Annotated in this window: 22 protein-coding genes, 1 tRNA gene and 1 pseudogene; 10 read left to right on the forward strand and 14 right to left on the reverse strand. The window is 72.7% G+C overall.

Annotation, left to right across the window (positions count from 1 at the left end; translation table 11 throughout):
* Positions 1-93: 93 nt before the first annotated feature.
* Positions 94-1,203 (reverse strand): peptide chain release factor 2, encoded by a 1,110-nt coding sequence (prfB, locus tag GC092_RS09290; RefSeq protein WP_271171640.1) that lies wholly within the window; start codon positions 1,201-1,203, stop codon positions 94-96.
* Between the two features lie 40 nt (positions 1,204-1,243).
* Between prfB and GC092_RS09295 the strand changes: the two genes are divergently transcribed.
* On the forward strand, positions 1,244-2,539 hold the full coding sequence (locus GC092_RS09295) for an MFS transporter (protein ID WP_324014885.1): 1,296 nt from the start codon (positions 1,244-1,246) through the stop codon (positions 2,537-2,539).
* A 1-nt stretch (position 2,540) separates the two neighbouring features.
* Here the strand turns inward: GC092_RS09295 and GC092_RS09300 are convergent, their stop codons facing one another.
* From GC092_RS09300 to GC092_RS09330, 7 genes are read right to left on the reverse strand one after another with little or no spacing between them, the layout of a single operon-like run.
* Entirely contained in the window at positions 2,541-2,963 is a 423-nt protein-coding gene (locus tag GC092_RS09300) for a pilus assembly protein TadG-related protein (RefSeq protein ID WP_324011538.1), read from the reverse strand.
* Positions 2,960-3,427 carry a TadE family protein gene (locus GC092_RS09305; RefSeq protein ID WP_271171638.1) on the reverse strand — a complete coding sequence of 156 codons (468 nt, stop codon included), beginning with the start codon at positions 3,425-3,427 and terminating at the stop codon, positions 2,960-2,962. The genes GC092_RS09300 and GC092_RS09305 overlap by 4 nt, the downstream gene beginning before the upstream one ends.
* The gene (locus tag GC092_RS09310) at positions 3,402-3,782 is read right to left on the reverse strand and encodes a TadE/TadG family type IV pilus assembly protein (protein WP_282977531.1); all 381 of its coding nucleotides are present in this window, start codon (positions 3,780-3,782) and stop codon (positions 3,402-3,404) included. The genes GC092_RS09305 and GC092_RS09310 overlap by 26 nt, the downstream gene beginning before the upstream one ends.
* 2 nt (positions 3,783-3,784) lie before the next feature.
* Positions 3,785-3,994, reverse strand: a complete 210-nt coding sequence (locus tag GC092_RS09315) for a hypothetical protein (protein WP_271171636.1) — start codon at positions 3,992-3,994, stop codon at positions 3,785-3,787.
* 21 nt (positions 3,995-4,015) lie between these two features.
* Positions 4,016-4,960, reverse strand: a complete 945-nt coding sequence (locus tag GC092_RS09320; protein WP_324011541.1) for a type II secretion system F family protein — start codon at positions 4,958-4,960, stop codon at positions 4,016-4,018.
* Positions 4,957-5,817 (reverse strand): type II secretion system F family protein, encoded by an 861-nt coding sequence (locus GC092_RS09325; RefSeq protein ID WP_324011544.1) that lies wholly within the window; start codon positions 5,815-5,817, stop codon positions 4,957-4,959. The genes GC092_RS09320 and GC092_RS09325 overlap by 4 nt, the downstream gene beginning before the upstream one ends.
* Positions 5,808-6,941: a TadA family conjugal transfer-associated ATPase gene (locus GC092_RS09330; protein WP_324011546.1), complete on the reverse strand. Its 1,134-nt coding sequence runs from the start codon at positions 6,939-6,941 to the stop codon at positions 5,808-5,810. Before GC092_RS09330 ends, GC092_RS09325 begins: the two co-directional genes overlap by 10 nt.
* Positions 6,942-7,112: 171 nt before the next feature.
* On the opposite strand from GC092_RS09330, the gene GC092_RS09335 reads away from it, so the two are divergent.
* From GC092_RS09335 to GC092_RS09350, 4 genes are all read left to right on the forward strand, one after another.
* Positions 7,113-7,847, forward strand: a complete 735-nt coding sequence (locus GC092_RS09335; protein WP_324011548.1) for a hypothetical protein — start codon at positions 7,113-7,115, stop codon at positions 7,845-7,847.
* A 21-nt stretch (positions 7,848-7,868) separates the two neighbouring features.
* Entirely contained in the window at positions 7,869-8,246 is a 378-nt protein-coding gene (locus GC092_RS09340; RefSeq protein ID WP_271171632.1) for a PPOX class F420-dependent oxidoreductase, read from the forward strand.
* Positions 8,247-8,295: 49 nt separating this feature from the next.
* Positions 8,296-8,377 (forward strand) — tRNA-Leu (locus GC092_RS09345).
* Positions 8,378-8,425: 48 nt separating this feature from the next.
* Positions 8,426-9,166 carry a DedA family protein gene (locus tag GC092_RS09350; protein ID WP_282977525.1) on the forward strand — a complete coding sequence of 247 codons (741 nt, stop codon included), beginning with the start codon at positions 8,426-8,428 and terminating at the stop codon, positions 9,164-9,166.
* Between the two features lie 5 nt (positions 9,167-9,171).
* Here GC092_RS09350 and GC092_RS09355 read toward each other — a convergent pair whose 3' ends face one another.
* Positions 9,172-10,035 (reverse strand): non-homologous end joining protein Ku, encoded by an 864-nt coding sequence (locus GC092_RS09355; RefSeq protein ID WP_271171630.1) that lies wholly within the window; start codon positions 10,033-10,035, stop codon positions 9,172-9,174.
* Between the two features lie 75 nt (positions 10,036-10,110).
* Here GC092_RS09355 and GC092_RS09360 point away from each other — a divergent pair, with 75 nt between their 5' ends.
* Entirely contained in the window at positions 10,111-12,498 is a 2,388-nt protein-coding gene (locus GC092_RS09360) for an ATP-dependent DNA ligase (protein WP_324011551.1), read from the forward strand.
* A 62-nt stretch (positions 12,499-12,560) separates the two neighbouring features.
* Positions 12,561-13,907, forward strand: coding sequence for an NADP-specific glutamate dehydrogenase (gdhA, locus tag GC092_RS09365; protein WP_271171628.1), 1,347 nt, complete (start codon positions 12,561-12,563; stop codon positions 13,905-13,907).
* A gap of 3 nt (positions 13,908-13,910) precedes the next feature.
* Here gdhA and GC092_RS09370 read toward each other — a convergent pair whose 3' ends face one another.
* Positions 13,911-14,528 (reverse strand): flavin reductase family protein, encoded by a 618-nt coding sequence (locus tag GC092_RS09370; RefSeq protein ID WP_324011554.1) that lies wholly within the window; start codon positions 14,526-14,528, stop codon positions 13,911-13,913.
* Positions 14,529-14,601: 73 nt separating this feature from the next.
* Here GC092_RS09370 and GC092_RS09375 point away from each other — a divergent pair.
* Positions 14,602-14,727 (forward strand): annotated as a pseudogene (locus GC092_RS09375) (DUF488 family protein); the annotation flags it as partial.
* Positions 14,728-14,777: 50 nt separating this feature from the next.
* Positions 14,778-15,815, forward strand: a complete 1,038-nt coding sequence (locus GC092_RS09380) for an NAD(P)H-dependent flavin oxidoreductase (protein WP_324011559.1) — start codon at positions 14,778-14,780, stop codon at positions 15,813-15,815.
* Between the two features lie 3 nt (positions 15,816-15,818).
* Here GC092_RS09380 and GC092_RS09385 read toward each other — a convergent pair whose 3' ends face one another.
* From GC092_RS09385 to murI, 4 genes are all read right to left on the reverse strand, one after another.
* Entirely contained in the window at positions 15,819-16,730 is a 912-nt protein-coding gene (locus tag GC092_RS09385) for a cation diffusion facilitator family transporter (RefSeq protein ID WP_324011561.1), read from the reverse strand.
* Positions 16,731-16,806: 76 nt separating this feature from the next.
* A complete protein-coding gene (gene rdgB / locus GC092_RS09390) occupies positions 16,807-17,403 on the reverse strand; it encodes an RdgB/HAM1 family non-canonical purine NTP pyrophosphatase (protein ID WP_324011563.1) in 597 nt (198 codons plus the stop codon).
* Positions 17,400-18,134, reverse strand: a complete 735-nt coding sequence (gene rph / locus GC092_RS09395; protein WP_271171622.1) for a ribonuclease PH — start codon at positions 18,132-18,134, stop codon at positions 17,400-17,402. The genes rdgB and rph overlap by 4 nt, the downstream gene beginning before the upstream one ends.
* A gap of 14 nt (positions 18,135-18,148) precedes the next feature.
* Entirely contained in the window at positions 18,149-18,967 is an 819-nt protein-coding gene (gene murI / locus GC092_RS09400) for a glutamate racemase (RefSeq protein WP_271171621.1), read from the reverse strand.
* A gap of 59 nt (positions 18,968-19,026) precedes the next feature.
* Here murI and GC092_RS09405 point away from each other — a divergent pair, with 59 nt between their 5' ends.
* On the forward strand, positions 19,027-20,358 hold the full coding sequence (locus GC092_RS09405) for a nicotinate phosphoribosyltransferase (protein ID WP_324011566.1): 1,332 nt from the start codon (positions 19,027-19,029) through the stop codon (positions 20,356-20,358).
* Positions 20,359-20,385: the final 27 nt, after the last annotated feature.

Raw genomic sequence — 20,385 nt, forward strand, 5'->3', positions numbered from 1 at the left:
CGTCGCCGCCCGCGGTGAACGGACGGCGACCGTCGTGCGCGCGGCGTGTGAACGCGCGGAGACCACCCGGGCGCGGGCGTCAGCCCGCGGCGATCAGTCCTCGATCTTGCGCTTGCGCCAGCGGATGCCCGCGTTGATGAGGCCGTCGATGTCGCCGTCGAAGACGGTCGCGGGGTTGCCGACCTCGAAGCCCGTGCGCAGATCCTTCACGAGCTGCTGTCCGTAGAGGAAGTACGAGCGCATCTGGTCGCCCCAGCTCGCCGTGATCGTTCCGGCGAGCTCCTTCTTCTTGGCGGCCTCCTCCTCGCGCTGCAGCAGCAGCAGTCGGGTCTGGAGCACGCGCATGGCCGCCGCGCGGTTCTGGATCTGCGACTTCTCGTTCTGCATCGACACGACGATCCCCGTCGGGATGTGCGTGATGCGGACGGCGGAGTCGGTCGTGTTGACAGACTGGCCGCCGGGGCCCGACGAGCGGAAGACGTCGACGCGGATGTCGTTCTCCGGGATCTCGACCTCGACGGCCTCCTCCATGACGGGGATGACCTCGACCGCGGCGAAGCTCGTCTGGCGCTTGTCGGCGGAGCCGAACGGGCTGATGCGCGCGAGGCGGTGCGTGCCGGCCTCGACCGAGAGGATGCCGTAGGCGTACGGCGCGTCGACCTCGAACGTGGCCGACTTGATCCCGGCGCCCTCGGCGTACGACGTGTCCATCACCTTGACGGGGTACTTGTGGCGCTCGGCCCAGCGCAGGTACATGCGCATGAGCATCTCGGCGAAGTCGGTCGCGTCGTCGCCGCCCGCACCCGAGCGGATGGTCACGACCGCCGCGCGCTCGTCGTACTCCCCGTCGAGCAGGGTCTTCACCTCGAGGTCGCCGATGACGCGCTCGAGGTCAGTGATCTCCTTGCGCGCCTCCTCGACGGAGTCCTCGTCGCCCATCTCGTTGGCGAGCTCGACGAGCACCTCGAGGTCGTCGAGGCGACGCTCGACCGCCTCGATGCGCGCGAGCTCGGACTGGCGGTGGCTCAGCGCGCTCGTGACGCGCTGGGCGTTCGCGGTGTCGTCCCACAGGCCGGGCTCCGACGCCTCCTTCTCGAGACGCGCGATGTCCGCGCGCACGCTGTCGACGTCGACCACCTCTCGGATGTTCGCGAACGTGGAGCGCAGCGCCTGGATCTCGGCGGAAGGATCGAACTCAAGCATGACGCTCCAGCCTATCCTGCTCGGCGTAACGTGGAAGCCGATGCCCTCGACTGCCGACGCCCCGTTCGATCCGATCCGGCGGTATGCGCCCATGATCTACGGGCCGACGGCCCTCTACTCGCTCGGCCAGGGAGCCATCCTCCCGCTCCTCCCGGCGCTGGCCGCCGACCTGGGCGCCGATCTCGCGGTCGCCGCGCTCGTGTCGGCCGCGATCGTCGTGGGCCAGCTCGCGGGCAACATCCCCGCAGGCTGGCTCGTGTCGAAGGCCGGGGAGCGGCGCACGATGCTCATCGCGTCGCTCGCGTCGCTCGTGGGCATCGCGGGGATGCTCCTCGCGCCGCACATCGCCCTGCTGGGACTCTCGGTGCTGCTCATCGGGTTCTGCGCGTCGTCGTTCGCGGTGGCCCGCCACACGTTCATGACGACGCGCGTGCCGTACGCGCACCGCGCCCGCGCGCTCGCCCTCGTCGGCGGCTCGTTCCGCCTCGGCGGATTCACGGGGCCGTTCGTCTCGGCGGGCCTGCTCGCCCTGTTCGGCGACGAGATCGCCTCGGTGTGGTTCTTCGCGGTCTGCCTGCTCGGCGTCGCGGCGCTCGTCGCGTTCGGGCCCGACCCCGAGGAGAAGGCGCTCATCGCCGATCGCCTCGCCGCGCGCGAGCGGGCCGACGCGCGCGCCGATCTCGACGAGGAGGACACGGGCGAGCCGGTGACCGGCTCCATCCCGGCGACCGAGCGGATCGGCGTTCTGCGGACCATGCACCGCCATCGCGGGGTGCTCGCCCGGCTGGGAGCCGCGGCCGCGTCGCTCGCGGCCGTGCGCTCGGCTCGCCAGGCCGTGCTGCCGCTGTGGGGCGTCTCGATCGGCCTGGACTCGCAGACCCTCGCCCTCGTCGTCGGCGTCGCGGGAGCGGTCGAGTTCTCCCTCTTCTACGTGAGCGGGCAGGTCATGGACCGGTTCGGCCGCCTCTGGGCGGCGGTGCCCGCGCTCCTGCTCATGGGCGCGGGCTTCGGCGCGCTCGCGTTCACCCACGACCTCGACAGCGCGGTGCTGTGGTTCGGCGTGCTCGCGCTCGTCATCGGCGTCGGCAACGGCCTGTCGTCGGGCATCCTGCTCACGCTCGGCGCCGACGTGGCCCCCGAGCGCGACCCTGCGCCGTTCCTCGGCGCGTGGCGCACGTTGACCGATGGCGGCGCGGCCCTGACGCCGCTCATCGTGTCGGCCGTGACGGCCGCCGCGTCGCTCTCGGTCGCGACCGGTCTCGTCGGCGTCGTCGGACTCGTCGGCGCCGCGGCCTTCGTGCGCTACGTGCCCCGCTACGCCCCGCGGCGCGACTGATTCAGCGCAGCGCCGTGCGACTCGTCGCGGTCGCCTCTAGTGCGACCCCGGTCGGGACGAACGCGCTGAGCAGCGGCGCGTGCCACGTCGTCGCGACGGTCACCCGCGCCGAGAGGCCGTCGGGCGTTCCCGCCGCCACGAGGGTCTGGTCGCCGGGTGCGGCCGCCACGATCGCCTCGGCCTGCGCGCGCACGGCGCCGTCGTCGAGTCGTGCGAGAGGAGCATCGCCCTCGAGCGACAGCGTGAAGCCGTCCGCGCCCGCGAGCGCCGCCGCATCCGCGACCGCGTCGAGGGACTTCTGCGCGAGATACAGCGACGTCGCGTTCGCGCACACGATGATGAGCGCGAGCGCGAGGACGGCGTACCCGATCGTGAGCGGGAGGATGCTCCCGCTCTCGTCGCGCAGGAGGCCCCGGGCGCTCACGTGCCGCCCCAGAAGCGCGAGACCTTCTGCACGGACGTCGACTCAACGGGGATGCTCGTGAGGCGATCGAGCCCGAGGACGGGCGGCACGAGCGGCAGCGGGACCCTCGCGCCGATCGTCACGACGACGGTGGAGCCGGCCTCTGGGCACCCGACATGGGCGGGCACGCACGTCACGGAGACCTCGAGGGCGTCGGGCGCGATGCCGTACTCGGGCGGCACCGACGAGAGCACCTCGGGCAGCGCCGCGAACGTGTCGTCGATCCCGCCGGTCCGCGCGAGCGTGTGCGCCGCATGCCGTGCCGTCGCCTCGACGCCCAGGGCGTGCTCCTGGACGACGCCGAGCGCGACGACCAGGTACGCCAGCGGGACGAGCAGCACGATCCCGCCCACGAGGAACTCGAGCGCGGCCGAGCCCCGCTCGTCGTCCGGGGCCGCGTCAGCCCATCGACTCGACCGGCGCACGCGCCGTCACCTCCAGCGTCCCCGGCACGCCGATCAGCCCGACGACGGGCGTCGCGGAGCGGACCGTGACCCGGATGTCGCCGCCCGACACCGCGGCGCTCACGTCCTGCGCGTAGGCCGATCCGATCGCGCGTGCGATCACGAGCCGGGTCCGCTCGGCCCCGCCTTCGGGCCCCACGTCGGCGAGCGCGGCGTGGTACGCGCCCTCGACGGCCGCATCGTGCAGGACGTTGCGGACGTACACCGCGAGCCCCAGCTGCAGGACGGCGAGGGTGAGGGCCGTGAGCAGGGCGCCCACGAGGACGAACTCGACCGAGCTCGAGCCGCGCTCGTCGCGGAGGCTCGGGCCGAGCACGGTCAGATCCCGTCGACGCTGCTGATCGCCCGCTGGAACAGCCCCTCGAGCGCAGGCCCGGCGAGGGCCCAGATGAGCACGACCAGGCCGGCGGACATCAGCGTGATCAGCACCCACCCCGGCACGTCGCCGCGTTCGTCCTCGGCGAGGTCCTGCAGGGTGTCGCCCCACGCGGTGCGGAGGCGGATGGCGAGCTCGTCGATTCTGCTCATGTCGTTTCCTTTCTCGAGGGGTCAGCCGATCCCGAGGCGGAGCATGACGATGCCCGGGAAGACGGCGAAGAGGACGCTGAGGGGCAGCAGGCCGAACACGAGCGGGAGGAGCATGAGGATCTCCTTGCGGCCGGCCTGCTCGATGAGCGCGCGCTTGGCCTCCTCGCGCGCGTCCGCCGCCTGCGCCTGGAGCGCCTGGGCGAGCGGGGAGCCGCGGTCGAGCGCCGCGACGATGTGCTCGACGGAGCGGCTGAGCGCGGGCACCTGGAGGCGCCGCGCCATCGCGAGGAGCGCATCGGGCAGGGTCGAGCCCGTGCGCACGTCGAGGACGACCGCGCGCAGCTCGGCCGTGAGCTCGCCCGACCCCAGACGCGCGACGCGGCCGACGCTGTCGTAGATGCCCTCCCCCGCTGCGAGGCAGAGCGCGAGGAACTCGAGCACGGTGGGGAGCTCCTCGCCGATCCGCGCCATCCGCGCCTTCGCGCGCCCGGTGAGGGCGAGGTCTGCGCCGACTGCCCCGACGGCGGCGCCCGCGACCGGCAGCACCAGCGTCGGGCCGGAGAGCGTGCCGCCGACGGCGAGCACGGCGACGACGAGTCCGCCGGCGACGAGCCCGATCAGGGTCGCGGCCAGCTGGCGGCCGCGGAACGCGGCGACGTCGACCGGGCGGCCCGCTTGCGCGAGTCGGCGCGCGATCCCGTCCGCACCCCCGAGCAGGGCCGTCAGCCGACGCTGCGCCGCCGCCCACAGGGCTCTGGCCCCACCCGCGATCGCCGCACCCGGGTCGGCGACGGCCGACCACGCCGTCGTCCCCGCCGGATCGGTGATGTCGCGCAGGTACGGCGCGATGCGCCGTGCGAGGCTCGGCGCGCTCCAGCGCGGAGCGAGAATCAGGAGTGACCAGATGCCGAGACCGAGGCACCCGCCCAGGAGGAGCGAGAGCGCCGCGTCGGTCGCCCAGCTCATGCGAACCACCGCCGGGGCTCGGGCAGCCGGCCGATCCGGAGCATGACCCGGAACGCCACGATCGACACGGCCGCTCCCGCGAGCAGGAGGGCCACGCCCTCGGGGCTCGAGTACGCCTCCGCCCCCTCGGGCCGCATGGCGAGCAGGGCGACGATCACCCACGGCGCGAGGACGCCGAGGACCGCGGCCCCGCGCGTCCACGACTGCCGGGACTCCACCTCGGAGCGCAGGGCGGCGTCCGCGCGCACCGACGCGGCGAGCGCCCGCAGCACGGGGGTGAGCTCGGTGCCGCCGACCTGCCGCGCCATGCGCAGGGTCTCCACGATGCGGTCGGCCATCGGATCCGCGAGTGCGGACTTCAGCCGATCGGCGCTCGAGTCGAAGTGCCCCGACGCCGCCATATCGCGTTCGAAGCCCGCGAACGCCGCGCGGAGGGCAGCAGGCGCGGATCGCGCGAGCGATGAGACCGCGTCGGGGAGCGACATCCCCGCGCGGACCGAGGCGATGAGCAGGTCGCAGACGTCGGGCCAGAGCGCACGGCGGGCGCGGACGAGTCGCGCGGCGCGCGAGCGCAGCCACAGGAGGGGCCACGCGGCTCCCGCGAGCCCCGCGAGGAGGGCGAGCACCCCCACCGTCGTCACGAGCCACGCGACGGACGCCGCGACGAGCGCCGCGCCTGCGCACACCGCGACGACCACGCGCGGGGCGACATGGGAGAAGCCCGCGGACTCGAGCAGGGCCGCGAGGGCCGACGGGCGCTCGCGCGCTGCGCGCTCCCGCGGCGGCCAGAGCCATGGTGACAGGGCCAGCAGGAGCCCCGCGGCGAGCGCAGCTCCGAGGACGAGGATCACCGCCATCGCTCCCCCGTCCGGTAGAGGGTGCGCGTCTCGGGAGCGTCGTCGATGACGCGCCCCGTGGGAGCGATGATCTCCTGGACGCGGCGCCGCCCGTCCTCGGCCCGCTGACAGTGCACGACGAGGTCCACGCTCGTCGCGATCGCCGGGATGACGAACTCGCGACCGATGTTGCGGCCCGCGAGCAGCGGGAGCGCAGCGAGCTTGGCGAGGGCGTCGACCGCCGAGTTCGCGTGGATCGTCGCGGCGCCAGGGATGCCCGTGTTCAGCGCGAGCAGGAGGTCCAGCGCCTCTGCGTCGCGCACCTCCCCGATGACGATCCGGTCGGGCCGCATTCGCAGGGCCTCCTTGACGAGGCGCCGGAGGGTGATCTCGCCCGTGCCCTCGAGGCTCGGCTGCCGGCCCTGCAGCGCGACGAGGTCGGGCGCGTCCACGCCCAGCTCGAAGGTCTCCTCGACCGTGACGATGCGGTGCGCAGGCGGACACGCGGCGACGAGAGCACCCAGGAGGGTCGTCTTGCCCGCGTGCGTCGCTCCGGAGACGAGCACGCTGCGCCCCTGCCTCATGGCGTCGCGCAGGAGGTCGGCCGCCTCGGCAGCGAGCGATCCGATCTCCACGAGGCGATCGAGGCTCCGCACGTGCGGGAGGAACTTGCGGATGTTCACGGCCCAGTGCCTCCGCGCGATCCCGCCGAGGACGACGTGCAGGCGCGAGCCGTCCGGGAGGGCGGCGTCGACGAACGGCTGCGAGAGGTCGATGCGCCGCCCTGTCGCGTGGAGCATCCGCTCGACGAGGTCGCGGACCGCCGCGTCGGTGAGCGCGAGCGGGAGGCGCTCGGTCACGCCGTCCCTGGCCACGAAGATCCGATCGGGGGCGTTGATCCAGAGCTCCTCGACCGTCGGGTCGTCGAGGTGCTCCTGCAGGGGGCCGTATCCGGTCACGGCGGCGAGCACCTCGCGCACGGCCGCCTGCTCGTCGTCGACGATCGCGAGACCGCGGGCGAGGGCGAAGTCGTTGTGCCGGCGCACCTCCGCCTGCGCGATGCGCAGCACCGCCTCGGGTGCACGCGAGGGATCGGTCTGGTCGGCGCGCAGCCGATCCCTGACTCGCTCCGCGACCGCGGTCATGAGGGGACCCACGCGGCCATCCTGGCCGAATCGCCGAGACGGCCTCGAAAGTTATCCACAGCGCAGCCGCGGTCCGCTACCGTGCCGACGCCGTTCGCGCAATGGCCTGTGTGCGCGGCCGCGCCGATGCCTTACTGGGGAGACCACGGACGAGCTCGAAAGGACCGCATCATGAGCACTCCCGAGAACTCATCGGAATCGCGCCGCGACCGGCGCGCCCCGGAGCACGCGGACTATCTCGCCGGCGACGGCGATGCCGGCCACGGCAGCGACGAGCCCACGCGCGCCTACGACGTGCGCGACGTCCGCGACGACACGACAGCGTCCCGCGCCGACACCACGGCCGTCCGCGCCGACCGCGAGGAGGTCGTGGCGCGCGAGAAGGAGGAGTTCGGCGGCTTCAAGTTCGGCTCGGCCTTCTTCGGATGGCTGTGCGCGATGGGCATGACGGCGCTGCTGACCGCCCTCGTCGCGGGAGCAGGGGCGGCTCTCGGCCTCGGCGAGCAGGTGACCGCCGATGAGGCGGCCCAGAACGCCGACACGATCGGCATCGCGGGCGCCGTCGCGGTGCTCGTGATCCTGCTCGTGTCGTACTACGCGGGCGGGTACGTCGCGGGGCGGATGGCGCGGTTCAGCGGCGCGAAGCAGGGCCTCGCGGTCTGGCTGTGGGCCGTCGTCATCGCGATCGTCGTCGCGATCGTCACGGCGGTCGCGGGTGCACAGTGGAACATCCTCGCCGACGTCAACACGTTCCCCCGGCTCCCCTTCAACGAGGGCGAGCTCACGACGGTGGGCATCATCACCGCGGTGGGCGCGCTCCTGGTGAGCCTCGGCGGAGCGGTGCTCGGCGGGCTCGCGGGCATGCGCTACCACCGCAAGGTCGACCGCGCGGGCTTCCGCGCCTGATCGCTCTGGCACGCTGGTGAGGTGATCTCCGAAGCCGGTCTCGCGTTCGTCTCCGAGCGCCACCTCGCCACCCTGTCCACGATCGGCCGCGATGGCCGCATCCACGCCGTCCCGGTGGGCATGACCTACCGGGACGGCGTCGTGCGGATCATCGGCACACGCGGCACGCAGAAGTTCGTCAACGCCGCGCGCGCAGGGCGCGCGACCGTGAGCAGCGTCGACGGCGCCCGCTGGATCAGCTTCGAGGGCCCCGCGCGCGTGCGGGATGAGCCCGAGGCGGTCGCGGAGGCCGTGCGCCTCTACACGGAGCGCTACCGTCAGCCACGCGAGAACCCGCGCCGGGTCGTCCTCGAGATCGCCGTCGAGCGGGTGATGGGATCTGCCGGCATGAAGGCGTGATCGGCGTTCATGGTCGCGCTCCCTCCCGCGCCGTAGACTGATCGGACTCGCGGGAGTGGTGAAACTGGCAGACACGCAGGATTTAGGTTCCTGTGCCTCCGGGCGTGTGGGTTCAAGTCCCACCTTCCGCACGAGACGCGGTCCCGCGTCGCACCCCTCCCACCGACATCCGGAGCATCGTGCACCACATCGCTCTCATCCCGTGGCTCGACCCGCAGGCGATCATCGACGCGGCAGGGCCGTGGGCGCTGCTCGTCGTCTGCCTCATCGTGTTCTCCGAGACCGGCCTGCTCGTCGGCTTCCTCCTCCCCGGCGACACGCTCCTGCTCATCTCGGGGCTCCTCACCCACACGGTCGACGTCTTCGGCGTCAACATCTGGATCGTGAGCGGCCTCATCGCGCTCGCCGCGTTCGTCGGCGGCGAGGTCGGGTACCTCATCGGGCACAAGGGCGGGCCCGCGGTGTTCGAGCGCAAGGACTCCGGCGTGTTCAGCCGCCACAACGTCGAGCGGACCAACGCCTTCTTCGAGCGCTTCGGCGGCATCACGGTGGTGCTCGCGCGCTTCGTCCCGATCGTCCGTACCTTCGCGCCGGTCGCGGCGGGCATCGGTCATATGCCGTGGAAGCGATACTCGCTCTACAACCTCATCGGCGCGCTCCTGTGGGGCTTCGGCCTCACGATGTTCGGCTACGTGATCGCGTACATCCCGTGGGTCCGCGACATCGTCACGGAGTACATCGACGTGATCCTGCTGGCTGCCGTGGGCGGCACCGCGCTCATCGTGCTCTGGCACTACCTGCAGGAGCGCCGCCGCGCGCGCAAGGCCGCCGAAGCGGCGCCGGCCGACGACCTCGTGCTCGACGCCGAGGTGTTCGAGCGCGCGCCCGACATCGACGGAGACGGCAAGCCCGACTTCTGATCCGGTCAGGAGGCCTTCTTCGACCGCTTGCGCGGCTTGGCCTCCTTCTCGGGCTCCGCCTCCTCGGCCTCCTTCTTGCCGCCGCGCGCGGCGCGCGATCGCTCGACGCTCGCCCGCAGCGCCTCCATGAGGTCGATGACCTCGCCGCCCTTCTCCTCCTCGGCGCCGAAGGTCGCCTCGGTGTCGACCGCGTCGCCCTTCTCGAGCTTCGCCTCGATGAGGGTGCGGAGCTCCTTCTGGTACTCGTCGACGTACTCCTCCGGGTCGAAGTCGGACGAGTAGCTCTCCACGAGGCTCTCGGCGAGCTCGAGCTCCTTCTCGCTGACCTTGATCGGGTCCTCGAGGGCCGGGAACGACGCCTGCCGCACCTCGTCGGCCCACAGCAGCGTCTGCAGCATGAGCACCCCGTCGCGCACGCGCAGCGCCGCGAGCCGCGTCTTCTGCCGCAGCGAGAAGCGCACGATCGCCGTCCGGTCGGTCCGCTCGAGGGTCTCGCGCAGGAGGCCGTACGACTTGGGCGACGCCGAGTCGGGCTCGAGGTAGTACGCGCGGTCGAACGTGATCGGGTCGACCTGCTCGGTGGGCACGAACTCGACCACCTCGATCTCGCGGCTGCGCTCGGAGGGAAGCGACTTCAGGTCGTCGTCGGTGAGCACGACCGTGCGCTCGCCGTCGTCGAACGCCTTGTCGATGTCGCGGTACGCGACGACCTCGCCGCACACCTCGCACTTGCGCTGGTACCGGATGCGGCCGCCATCCGCCGCGTGGACCTGGTGGAGCGACACGTCGTGGTCCTCCGTGGCCGCGTAGACCTTGACCGGCACGTTGACGAGGCCGAACGTCAGCGCGCCCTTCCAGATCGATCTCATGGCACCAGTGAAGCGCTCCCACGCGCCGCCCGCCAGGGGTTGACGCGGATCGACCCCGCGCGCATAGCCTGAACCATGCCCGTGCCCCAGCAGCAGACCGTCGAGGTCGCCGGGCGCCGCCTGCGGGTGTCGCACCTCGAGCGCGTCATGTATCCCGAGACGGGCACGACGAAGGCCGACGTGATCGCGTACTACACGCGCATCGCGCCGCTTCTCCTGCCCCACGTCGCCGGGCGACCCGTGACGCGCAAGCGCTGGGTCGAAGGCGTCGGGACGACGGAGGCGCCCGAGGAGGCGTTCTTCGCGAAGGCGCTCGAGCCGGGCGCGCCGTCCTGGGTGCCGCGCAGGGCCATCCAGCACAGCTCGGGGCCGAAGGACTACCCGCTCGTCGACGAGGTCGCGACACTCGTCTACCTCGCGCAGGTGGCGAGCCTCGAGCTCCACGTGCCGCAGTGGCGGTTCGCGCCGGATGGATCGCCGGGGCCGGCGGACCGGCTCGTGCTCGACCTCGACCCCGGCCCCGGTGCGGGGCTCGCGGAGTGCGCCGAGGTCGCGCGGCTCGCGCGCGGGATCCTGCAGGGGATGGGACTCGACCCCCAGCCAGTCACGAGCGGCAGCAAGGGCATCCACCTCTACGCCGCGCTCCCCCGCCCGCTCCCCTCCGATGACGCGTCGGCGCTGGCCCGCGAGCTCGCGCGCGCACTCGAGGCGGACCATCCCGACCTCGCGGTCAGCGCGATGCGCAAGGACCTGCGCGCGGGCCGCGTGTTCGTCGACTGGAGCCAGAACAACGGCAAGAAGACGACCGTCGCGCCCTACTCGCTGCGCGGACGCGCGCGGCCCTGGGTCGCCGCGCCGCGCACGTGGGACGAGCTCGACGACCCCGACCTGCGGCACCTCGAGCTCGACGAGGTGCTCGCGCGCGCCGACGCGATCGGCGACCCGCTCGCCGGGATCGACCCGCCCGCGGCCGCGACCGGCCCTCTCGGCTCCTACATCGCCAAGCGCACGGCGGGGCGCACGCCGGAGCCGGTCCCCGAGACGCCCCATCCTGAGCCCGACGACGGGGATCTCCCGCGCTTCGTCGTGCATGAGCACCACGCGAGTCGGCTCCACTGGGACCTCCGGCTCGAGCGCGCCGGCGTGCTCGCCTGCTGGGCCGTGCCGAAGGGCATTCCCGACACCCCCGACCGCAACCGCCTCGCGGTGCAGACCGAGGACCATCCGCTCGCGTACATCGACTTCCACGGGACGATCCCGAAGGGAGAGTACGGCGCCGGCACGATGACCATCTGGGACGAAGGCACGTACGAGACGGAGAAGTGGCGCGACGACGAGGTCATCGTGACGCTCCGCGGACGCGAGGACGGCCCGCTCCACGAGGTGCGGATCGCGCTCATCCGCACCCAGGGATCCGGCGAGAAGTCGTCGTGGCTCCTCCACCGCACGAAGCGGCAGCCGGGGGCGGCCGCGGAGCCCGCGCGCGACGAGGCGCCGCCCGCGCGGCCGGCGCCCATGCTCGCGGTGCACGGCACGCCGGGGCTCGCCCGGACGCTCTCGTCGCCGCCGTGGGTCGAGTTCAAGTGGGACGGCGTGCGCGCGCTCGGCGAGTGGCGCTCGGGCGCCCTGCGGCTCTTCGCGCGCTCGGGCGCGGAGATCACGCAGCGCTACCCCGAGCTGTCGGGAGCTGCCCGCACGCACCTCGACGCGTGGGACGCGCTCGTCGACGGCGAGATCGTCGCGCTCGACGAGCAGGGTCGGCCGAGCTTCTCGCTCCTCCAGAACCGCATGCACCTCGAGCGCGCCGACGACGTCGCCCGCGAGAGCACGCGGGCGCCCGTGCTCCTGTACCTCTTCGACATCCTGCGGCTCGACGGCCGCGACCTCACGCCGCTGCCGCTGGAGGAGCGCCGGCACCTGCTCGAGGAGACGGCGGCGACGGCCGGTCCGTCGGTGATCGTGCCGCCGGTCTTCGACGACGTCGACATCGCCCTCGACGTCGCGCGCGAGCACGCCCTCGAGGGCATCGTCGCGAAGCGGCGGTCGTCGCCCTACCGCCCCGGCACGCGCAGCGAGGACTGGCTCAAGGTCAAGCTCACGCACACGCAGGAGGTCGTCATCGGCGGGTTCCGGCGCGGCAGGGGCGGCAGGGCCGGCTCGTTCGCCTCGCTCCTCCTCGGCGTGCCCGATGCGGATGGCCTGAGGTACGTCGGCAGGGTCGGCACGGGCTTCTCCGATCGGGAGCTGCGGCGCCTGCGCGATCTGCTCGCCCCGCTCGAGACCCGGGAGTGCCCGCTGCAGGACGTCCCCCGCGAGGACACGGGCGACGCCACCTGGGTGGAGCCCCGGCTCGTGGGCGAGGTCGAGTTCGCGGAGTGGACGCGCAGCGGCAGCCTCCGGCAGGCGCGCTGGCGCGGGCTCCGCCCCGACAAGGCCCCCGACGACGTCCGCACGGAGGCGTGACGCGACGGGTGTCGAGGAACCGCTATCGTGGGCGCTTGTGTGCCAGCGAGAGGAGCAACACGATGGCAGCACTCCATGACGCCCTGACGCCCGTATTCGACGAGGTCATCCGGCGCAACCCCGGCGAAGCCGAGTTCCACCAGGCGGTCCGAGAGGTTCTCGAGAGCCTCGGACCCGTGCTCGGCAAGCGGCCCGAGTACGCGGACGCCGAGATCATCCGCCGGCTGTGCGAGCCGGAACGCCAGATCATCTTCCGCGTGCCGTGGGTCGACGACGCCGGCCGCGTGCAGCTGAACCGCGGCTTCCGCGTCGAGTTCAACTCGGCGCTGGGCCCGTACAAGGGCGGAATCCGCTTCCATCCCTCGGTCTACCTCGGGATCGTCAAGTTCCTCGGCTTCGAGCAGATCTTCAAGAACGCGCTCACCGGCATGCCGATCGGCGGCGGCAAGGGCGGCTCGGACTTCGACCCCAAGGGCCGCTCCGACGCCGAGGTCATGCGCTTCTGCCAGTCGTTCATGACCGAGCTCTACCGTCACATCGGCGAGCACACCGACGTCCCCGCGGGCGACATCGGCGTGGGCGGCCGCGAGATCGGCTACCTCTTCGGCCAGTACAAGCGCATCACGAACCGCTACGAGTCGGGCGTCCTGACCGGCAAGGGCATCACCTGGGGCGGGTCGCAGGTGCGCACGGAGTCGACCGGCTACGGCACGGTCTTCTTCGTCAAGGAGGCGCTCGCGGCGCGCGGCATGGACCTCGAGGGCCGCCGCGTCGTCGTCTCGGGCTCGGGCAACGTCGCGATCTACGCGACCGAGAAGGCGCAGGCGCTCGGCGCGAAGGTCGTCGCCACGTCGGACTCGAGCGGCTACGTCGTCGACGAGGCCGGCATCGACCTCGACCTGCTCAAGGAGATCAAGAACGGCCACCGCGGGCGGGTCTCCGACTACGCCGCGCGCCGCGACAGCGCGCACTTCGTGGCAGGCGGATCGATCTGGGATGTGCCGTGCGACATCGCGCTGCCCTGCGCGACCCAGAACGAGCTCGACGCGGATGCCGCCGCGGCGCTCGTGCGGAACGGCTGCCTCATCGTGGCCGAGGGCGCGAACATGCCGACGACCCCCGAGGCGACGCGCGTGCTGCGCGAGGGCGGCGTCGTCTTCGCCCCCGGCAAGGCCGTGAACGCGGGCGGTGTCGCGACGAGCGCCCTCGAGATGCAGCAGAACGCCTCACGCGACTCGTGGTCGTTCGAGCACACCGAGCAGCGCCTGTCCGAGATCATGAGCTCGATCCACGCGCGGTGCCTCGAGACCGCCGACGAGTACGGGGCTCCCGGCGACTACGTCGCGGGCGCGAACATCGCGGGCTTCACGCACGTCGCCGACGCGATGCTCGCCCTCGGCGTCATCTGAGCGTCAGGCACCGGCCCCGGCGGTATCGCTCGTGGGCCGGTGCCCGTGCTCGCCGCCGATGCCGAAGTAGTGGCGGAAGCTGTAGATGGTCGGCTCCCAGAGCCGTGGATCGATGTGATCCGTGCCGGGCGCCACGATCCGCGGGTCGGCGTGCACGGCCTGCACCTCCGCCTCCACGATCGCGTAGTCGCCGAGGCCGTCGGTGATCCGCGCGACGCGCGCCTCGAGCTGCAGGGCGCACTCCTCGACGCGCGGCGGCGCGACGTGCTGCGAGGCCTGCGGGGTCAGGCCGGCGGCGGCGAACTTGTCGGCGACGTGACGGTAGCGCGCCGCCTTCGCGGGCGGCACGTCGACGCGCCCCGTCGTATCCGCGATCGCCTCGACGGCGTTCCAGAGCGCGGGCGACGGGAAGTTCACGGTCAGCTCGGGGCGCTCGCGCACGTTTCGCTGCGTCTGGCCGTCGTTCTCGAGCCCCAGCACGAGCATCCACCCGAGCGCCCAGTACGACGACGCGGGCGCCAGATTCGGCGTGCCGTCGGGGTTGACCGTGCCGATCAGCATCACGGGCGTCCCCACGTAGAGGACGGACGGGCGGATGTCGAGATGACGGACGGTCGTCATGGAGCTCCTCGGGTGGTGCGGGTGGGAGTAGCGTCGATCCCGTGTTCGAGCGTATCGAGGCGGACGGACCGGGATGGCCCGTGTGACGCGGCTGAAGCGCGTCTATGACGCGGCGGAGGCAGACGACGGATGGCGTGTGCTCGTGGACCGGCTGTGGCCCCGCGGCGTCTCCCGCGAGCGCGCGGCATGGCATCGCGACCCCGAGCACAACCACGCCGTCGTCCTGCGCGACCATCTGGAGGAGCATCCGTGACCCGACGCCTCGAAGACCTGCTCGGAATCGACCACCCCGTCGTCCTCGCGCCGTTCGGCGGCGTCTCATCCGTGGCGCTCACCGCTGCGGTGAGCGACGCGGGCGGGCTCGGCTCGTACGGGCTGTACGGCTACGCGCCCGACCGGATCCGCGACACGATCGCCGCTCTGCGCGCGGCGACCGCGCGCCCGGTCGCGGTGAACCTGTGGCTGCCGCGCGGCGACGAGGTCGCGCCCGACGAGGTCGATCTCACGGCCGCGGTCGCCGCCGTGAGCGGATTCTTCGACGAGCTCGGGATCGAGATCCCCGAGAAGCCGCCGTCGTTCCTCCCTCCCTTCGAGGACCAGCTCGACGCGGTCGTGGATGCCCGCCCCGATGTGCTGAGCGTCGTCTTCGGGGTCCCGTCGCCCGCTCACGTCGAGCGCCTGCGCGCCGCGGGCATCCGGATCTTCGGCACCGCGACGACCGTCGACGAAGCGCGCGCCCTCGCCGACGGCGGTGTCGACGCCGTCGTCGCGACGGGCGCCGAGGCGGGCGGCCACCGGGTGTCGTGGCTGCGGCCGCCCGAGGAGTCCCTCGTGGGCGGGCTCGCCCTCATCCCCCAGGTCGTCGACGCGGTCGATGTGCCCGTCGTCGCAGCGGGCGGCATCGTCGACCGTCGCGGCGTCGCCGCCGCGCGCGCCCTCGGCGCCGACGGCGTCCAGGTCGGCACAGCCTTCCTCCGCACATCGGTCTCGGCCGCGCCCGCGTCGCACCGCGCGGCGATCGCATCGGGAGCCGACACCGTGCTCACGCGCGCGATGAGCGGGCGCCTCGCCCGCGGCATCCCGAACCGCGCCGTGCGCGAGATCGAGCACGCGGGAGCGATCGTCCCCTTCCCGGCGCAGAACTGGCTCACCGGGCGCTTCCGGGCCGAGGCCGCCGTGCAGGACCGGGGCGACCTGCTGTCGCTGTGGGCGGGTCAGAGCGCGGGGCTCACCCGCCACGACGACGTCGCCGAGCTGTTCGCCGAGCTCGTCGCGGGCTGGAGCTGACGGTCAGGAGTGCGCGTCGTCGCGGTCGACGTGGCCCGACTGCTCCAGCTGGAACGTGGAGTGCGCGACGTCGAAGTGCTCGGCCAGGCACTCCTGCAGCCCGTTCAGGACCGCGCCGCTGCGCCCCTCGTCGATGACCGACTGCTCGACGACGACGTGCGCCGTGAAGACCGGCGCGCCGCGCGTGAGCTGCCACACATGGACGTCGTGCACATCGGCGACACCGGGGGCCGCGAGGATGTGCGCGCGGATGGCGGCGACGCTCGTCCCCGCCGGCGCCGACTCCGCGAGCACGCCGACGACCTCCCGCAGGAGCGAGATCGCGCGCGGCACGATGAGCACCGCGATCGCGAGCGACGCGAGCGCGTCGGCGGGCATCCATCCGGTGAGAAGGATGACGACGGCGGCGACGATCACGAGCGCCGATCCGACGAGGTCGCCCAGCACCTCGAGGTACGCGCCGCGCACGTTCATGCTGTGCCGCTGCGCGGCGCTCAGCAGCCACAGCGACACCGCGTTCGCGACGAGACCCGCGAGGGCGACGACGAGCATCCATCCGCCGGTCACCTCGTGGGCGTCGGGCGAGAGGAGGCGCCGCACGCCCTCGATCGCGACCGTGACGCACAGCACGATGAGGATGACGGCGTTCACGAGCGCCCCGAGCACCTCGGCGCGCTGATATCCGTACGTCCGTCGGTCGTCCGCGGGCCGCGCGGCCACCGCGCTCGCGATGAGCGCGACGACGAGGGCCACGGCGTCGGTGAGCATGTGCACGGCGTCGGCGAGCAGCGCGAGCGATCCCGTCATGATCGCTCCGACGACCTGCACGACGAACACCGCGCCCGTGAGGGTCAGTGAGATCGTCAGCAGCCGACGGCTGTCGGCGCCGCGGATGCCCGGTGCGTGGTCGTGCATGACTCCAGGCTAGGCGCGTCGGACGCCCGCTCGGGGGCTCTGCGCGCTGTCGGGAACGGGGATGATTCTCGTTACGTCAGAGCGACGCGAGAAGCGGCCCCAGCTGCGCGAACGCACGGGCCCGGTGTGACGCCGCGTTCTTCTCGTCGGCCGTCCACTCCGCGACCGTGCGCTCGTCGGCGCCCTGGCCATCCGGCACGAACACGGGGTCGTACCCGAAGCCGCCCGCACCGCGTGGTTCGCGGGCGATGCGCCCGGGCCAGATGCCCTCGACGACGTGCTCGCCGCCGTCGGGGGTGACGAGGACGATCACCGACGTGTAGTGCGCGCCACGGTGCGGGTCGGAGATGTCGGAGATCTGATCCAGCAGGAGTGCGAGGTTCGCCGCGTCGTCCTTCGCGTGCCCGGCCCAGTACGCCGAGAACACGCCGGGCGAGCCGCCCAGCACGTCGACGCACACGCCGGAGTCGTCGGCGAGCGCGGGGAGCCCCGTGTGGGCGGCCGCCGCGCGGGCCTTGATGAGCGCGTTCTCGGCGAAGGTCGTGCCGTCCTCGACCGGCTCGGGTCCGTCATAGGAGACGACCTCGAAGTCGGGTCGCGTGCTGGCGACGATGCCCTGGAACTCCGCGACCTTGTGGGCGTTGTGCGTCGCGAGGACGATGCGCCGGCTCACGCCTCCTGCCCCAGGGCGGCGAGCTGGTGGCGGCGCAGCTCAGCGCACCCGTTCACGCCCAGCTCGAGAAGCGCGTCGAGCTCGCGCTTGTCGAACGGCGCGCCCTCGGCCGTGCCCTGCACCTCGACGAACAGACCGCGCCCGGTGACGACGACGTTCATGTCGGTCTCGGCGCGCGAGTCCTCGACGTACGGGAGGTCGAGCATGGGGACGCCGTCGATGATGCCGACCGAGACCGCGGCGACCGAGTCGAGCAGGACGCGCGACTTCTGCCCGACGAACCGCTTGTCGCGCCCCCACTCGATCGCGTCCGCGAGTGCGACGTACGCACCCGTGATCGCGGCCGTCCGGGTGCCGCCGTCGGCCTGGAGCACGTCGCAGTCGATGACGATCGTGTTCTCGCCGAGCGCCTTCGTGTCGACCACGGCGCGCAGCGCGCGGCCGATGAGGCGCGAGATCTCGTGCGTGCGCCCGCCGATCTTGCCCTTCACGCTCTCGCGCTGGTTCCGCTCGTTCGTGGCGCGCGGGAGCATCGCGTACTCGGCGGTGACCCAGCCGCGCCCCTGGCCGGTGAGCCACCGGGGCACGCCGTTCGTGAAGGAGGCCGTGCACAGGACCTTGGTGTCCCCGAAGCTGATGAGAGCCGATCCCTCGGCCTGGCTGCTCCAGCCCCGCTCGATCGTGATGGGACGCAGCTGGTCGGGGGTGCGGCCGTCGGCGCGCTGGGTCATGGTGTCCTCTTCTCTCATCGGGGGAGGTCGATCGCGCCCGTGCGCACGAGGCGCACATCGCGCACCTCGCGGCCGAGCAGGCGGTTGGCGAGCGCCGTGAACGTCTCGGTGTCGGCTCCGGTCGCCTCGTAGGTGTGGACGGGCGTCGCCGACGGGTCGGCGAGGAGGTCGCCCGACACGAGCTGGCGGTAGACGTCCTTCGCGGTCTCGGAGTCGCTCGACACGAGCGAGACGCCGTCGCCCATGAGGTAGCTGATCGCGCCCTTGAGGAACGGGTAGTGCGTGCAGCCGAGCACGAGGGTGTCGACGCCCGCACGCCGCAGCGGCGCGAGGTACTCCTCGGCGGCCGCGAGCAGCTCGGGCGAATCGGTCACGCCGGCCTCCACGAACTCCACGAAGCGCGGGCAGGCGGCGGTGAACACCTCGACCCCGGGGTTCACACCGAGCATGTCCTGATACGCGCCGGAGCCGATCGTCCCCTCCGTGCCGATCACGCCGATCCGGCCGTTGCGGGTCGCCGCGATGGCCGTGCGCACGGCTGGCCCGATGACCTCGACGACGGGCACGTCGTACCGCTCTCGGGCGTCGCGCAGCATCGCCGCGGACGCCGTGTTGCAGGCGATCACGAGCATCTTCACGCCCTGGTCGACGAGGGTGTCGAGCACCTCGAGCGCATAGCGGCGGACGTCGGCGATCGGCTTCGGCCCGTACGGCGAGTGCAGCGTGTCGCCGATGTACAGCATCGACTCGCGCGGCAGCTGGTCGCCGATCGCACGGGCCACCGTGAGGCCGCCGACGCCCGAGTCGAAGATCCCGATCGGCGCGTTGTTCACGATGTCCCAGCGTACCCGCCGGGCCGGAGCAGCTCGCGCACGCCGGTAGGCTGACCGCCATGAGCGCCTCCACGGCCCTGTTGACGGACCGCTACGAACTGACCATGCTCGACGCCGCGCTGCGCGACGGCACCGCCGACCGGCACTGCGTCTTCGAGCTCTTCGCCCGGCGCCTCTCCGGCGGGCGCCGCTTCGGCGTCGTGGCGGGCACGGGGCGCCTCCTCTCCCTCCTGCGCGAGTTCCGCTTCGGCGAGGACGAGCTGCGCTTCCTGCGGGACGAGCACGTCGTGAGCGCGGAGACCGTGCGGTACCTCGAGAGCTACCGCTTCGGCGGGACCGTCACGGGCTACCGCGAGGGCGAGCTCTACTTCCCCGGCTCCCCCATCCTCACGATCGAGGGCTCGTTCGCCGACGCCGTCATCCTCGAGACGCTCGCTCTGAGCGTGATGAATCACGACGCGGCCGTCGCGACGGCCGCTGCGCGGATGAGCATCGCCGCCGGCGACCGGCCCCTCGCCGAGATGGGCTCGCGCCGGGCGGCCGAGCAGTCGGCGGTCGCTGCCGCGCGCGCGGCCTACATCGCCGGCTTCGGCGCGACGAGCAATCTCGAGGCCGGCCGCCAGTGGGGCATCCCGACGATGGGCACCGCCGCGCACTCGTGGACGCTCCTCCACGACACCGAGGAGGACGCCTTCCGCTCGCAGATCGCGGCCCTCGGCAGCGGCACGACCCTGCTCGTCGACACCTACGACATCCGCCGCGGCGTGGAGCGCGCGGTCGCGGTCGCCGGCACCGGGCTCGGCGGCGTGCGGATCGACTCGGGCGACCTCCCGATCGTCGCAGCCGAGGTGCGCGCCCAGCTCGACGCACTCGGCGCCACCGAGACGCGGATCACCGTCACGAGCGATCTCGACGAGTACGCCATCGCCGCTCTCGCCGCATCGCCCGTCGACGCGTACGGCGTGGGCACCTCGGTCGTCACGGGGTCGGGCTATCCGACCGCGGGGATGGTCTACAAGCTCGTCGCGCGTCAGGACGCGTCGGGCGGATGGGTCGCGGTCGCGAAGAAGGCGGAGGGCAAGGGCTCCCAGGGCGGTCGGAAGCGGGCGTTCCGCCGCCTCGAGGACGGCGTGGCGCGCGACGAGTACGTCGAGATCGCCGACGGGTTCGAGGAGCTGCCGACGGCGGCCGACATCGAGGGCGGGCGCATGCTCCAGGTCACGCTCGTCGATCACGGCGCGTTCGACGCGGCACACGAGGGCCCCGAGGGCGTCCAGGCGGCGCGCGCGCATCACCTCGCCGTCCGGGAGGAGCTGCCCGTGCGCGCCCTCGCGCTCAGCAAGTCCGATCCCGCCATCCCCACGGTGTTCGCCGACGCCGGCGACCGCTGAGACGAGAAGAGCCGCCGGCCTCTGCGC

The sequence above is a fragment of the Microbacterium sp. JZ37 genome (assembly GCF_035188445.1).
Classification (GTDB): domain Bacteria; phylum Actinomycetota; class Actinomycetes; order Actinomycetales; family Microbacteriaceae; genus Microbacterium; species Microbacterium barkeri.

Bases quoted from the DNA above. Each gene is read 5' to 3' on its own strand.
- prfB (WP_271171640.1), bottom strand. From the start codon at position 1,203: ATGCTTGAGTTCGATCCTTCCGCCGAGATCCAGGCGCTGCGCTCCACG.
- GC092_RS09295 (WP_324014885.1), top strand. From the start codon at position 1,244: ATGCCCTCGACTGCCGACGCCCCGTTCGATCCGATCCGGCGGTATGCG.
- GC092_RS09315 (WP_271171636.1), bottom strand. From the start codon at position 3,994: ATGAGCAGAATCGACGAGCTCGCCATCCGCCTCCGCACCGCGTGGGGC.
- GC092_RS09320 (WP_324011541.1), bottom strand. From the start codon at position 4,960: ATGAGCTGGGCGACCGACGCGGCGCTCTCGCTCCTCCTGGGCGGGTGC.
- GC092_RS09325 (WP_324011544.1), bottom strand. From the start codon at position 5,817: ATGGCGGTGATCCTCGTCCTCGGAGCTGCGCTCGCCGCGGGGCTCCTG.
- GC092_RS09330 (WP_324011546.1), bottom strand. From the start codon at position 6,941: ATGACCGCGGTCGCGGAGCGAGTCAGGGATCGGCTGCGCGCCGACCAG.
- GC092_RS09335 (WP_324011548.1), top strand. From the start codon at position 7,113: ATGAGCACTCCCGAGAACTCATCGGAATCGCGCCGCGACCGGCGCGCC.
- GC092_RS09355 (WP_271171630.1), bottom strand. From the start codon at position 10,035: ATGAGATCGATCTGGAAGGGCGCGCTGACGTTCGGCCTCGTCAACGTG.
- GC092_RS09360 (WP_324011551.1), top strand. From the start codon at position 10,111: ATGCCCGTGCCCCAGCAGCAGACCGTCGAGGTCGCCGGGCGCCGCCTG.
- gdhA (WP_271171628.1), top strand. From the start codon at position 12,561: ATGGCAGCACTCCATGACGCCCTGACGCCCGTATTCGACGAGGTCATC.
- GC092_RS09370 (WP_324011554.1), bottom strand. From the start codon at position 14,528: ATGACGACCGTCCGTCATCTCGACATCCGCCCGTCCGTCCTCTACGTG.
- GC092_RS09385 (WP_324011561.1), bottom strand. From the start codon at position 16,730: ATGCACGACCACGCACCGGGCATCCGCGGCGCCGACAGCCGTCGGCTG.
- rph (WP_271171622.1), bottom strand. From the start codon at position 18,134: ATGACCCAGCGCGCCGACGGCCGCACCCCCGACCAGCTGCGTCCCATC.
- GC092_RS09405 (WP_324011566.1), top strand. From the start codon at position 19,027: ATGAGCGCCTCCACGGCCCTGTTGACGGACCGCTACGAACTGACCATG.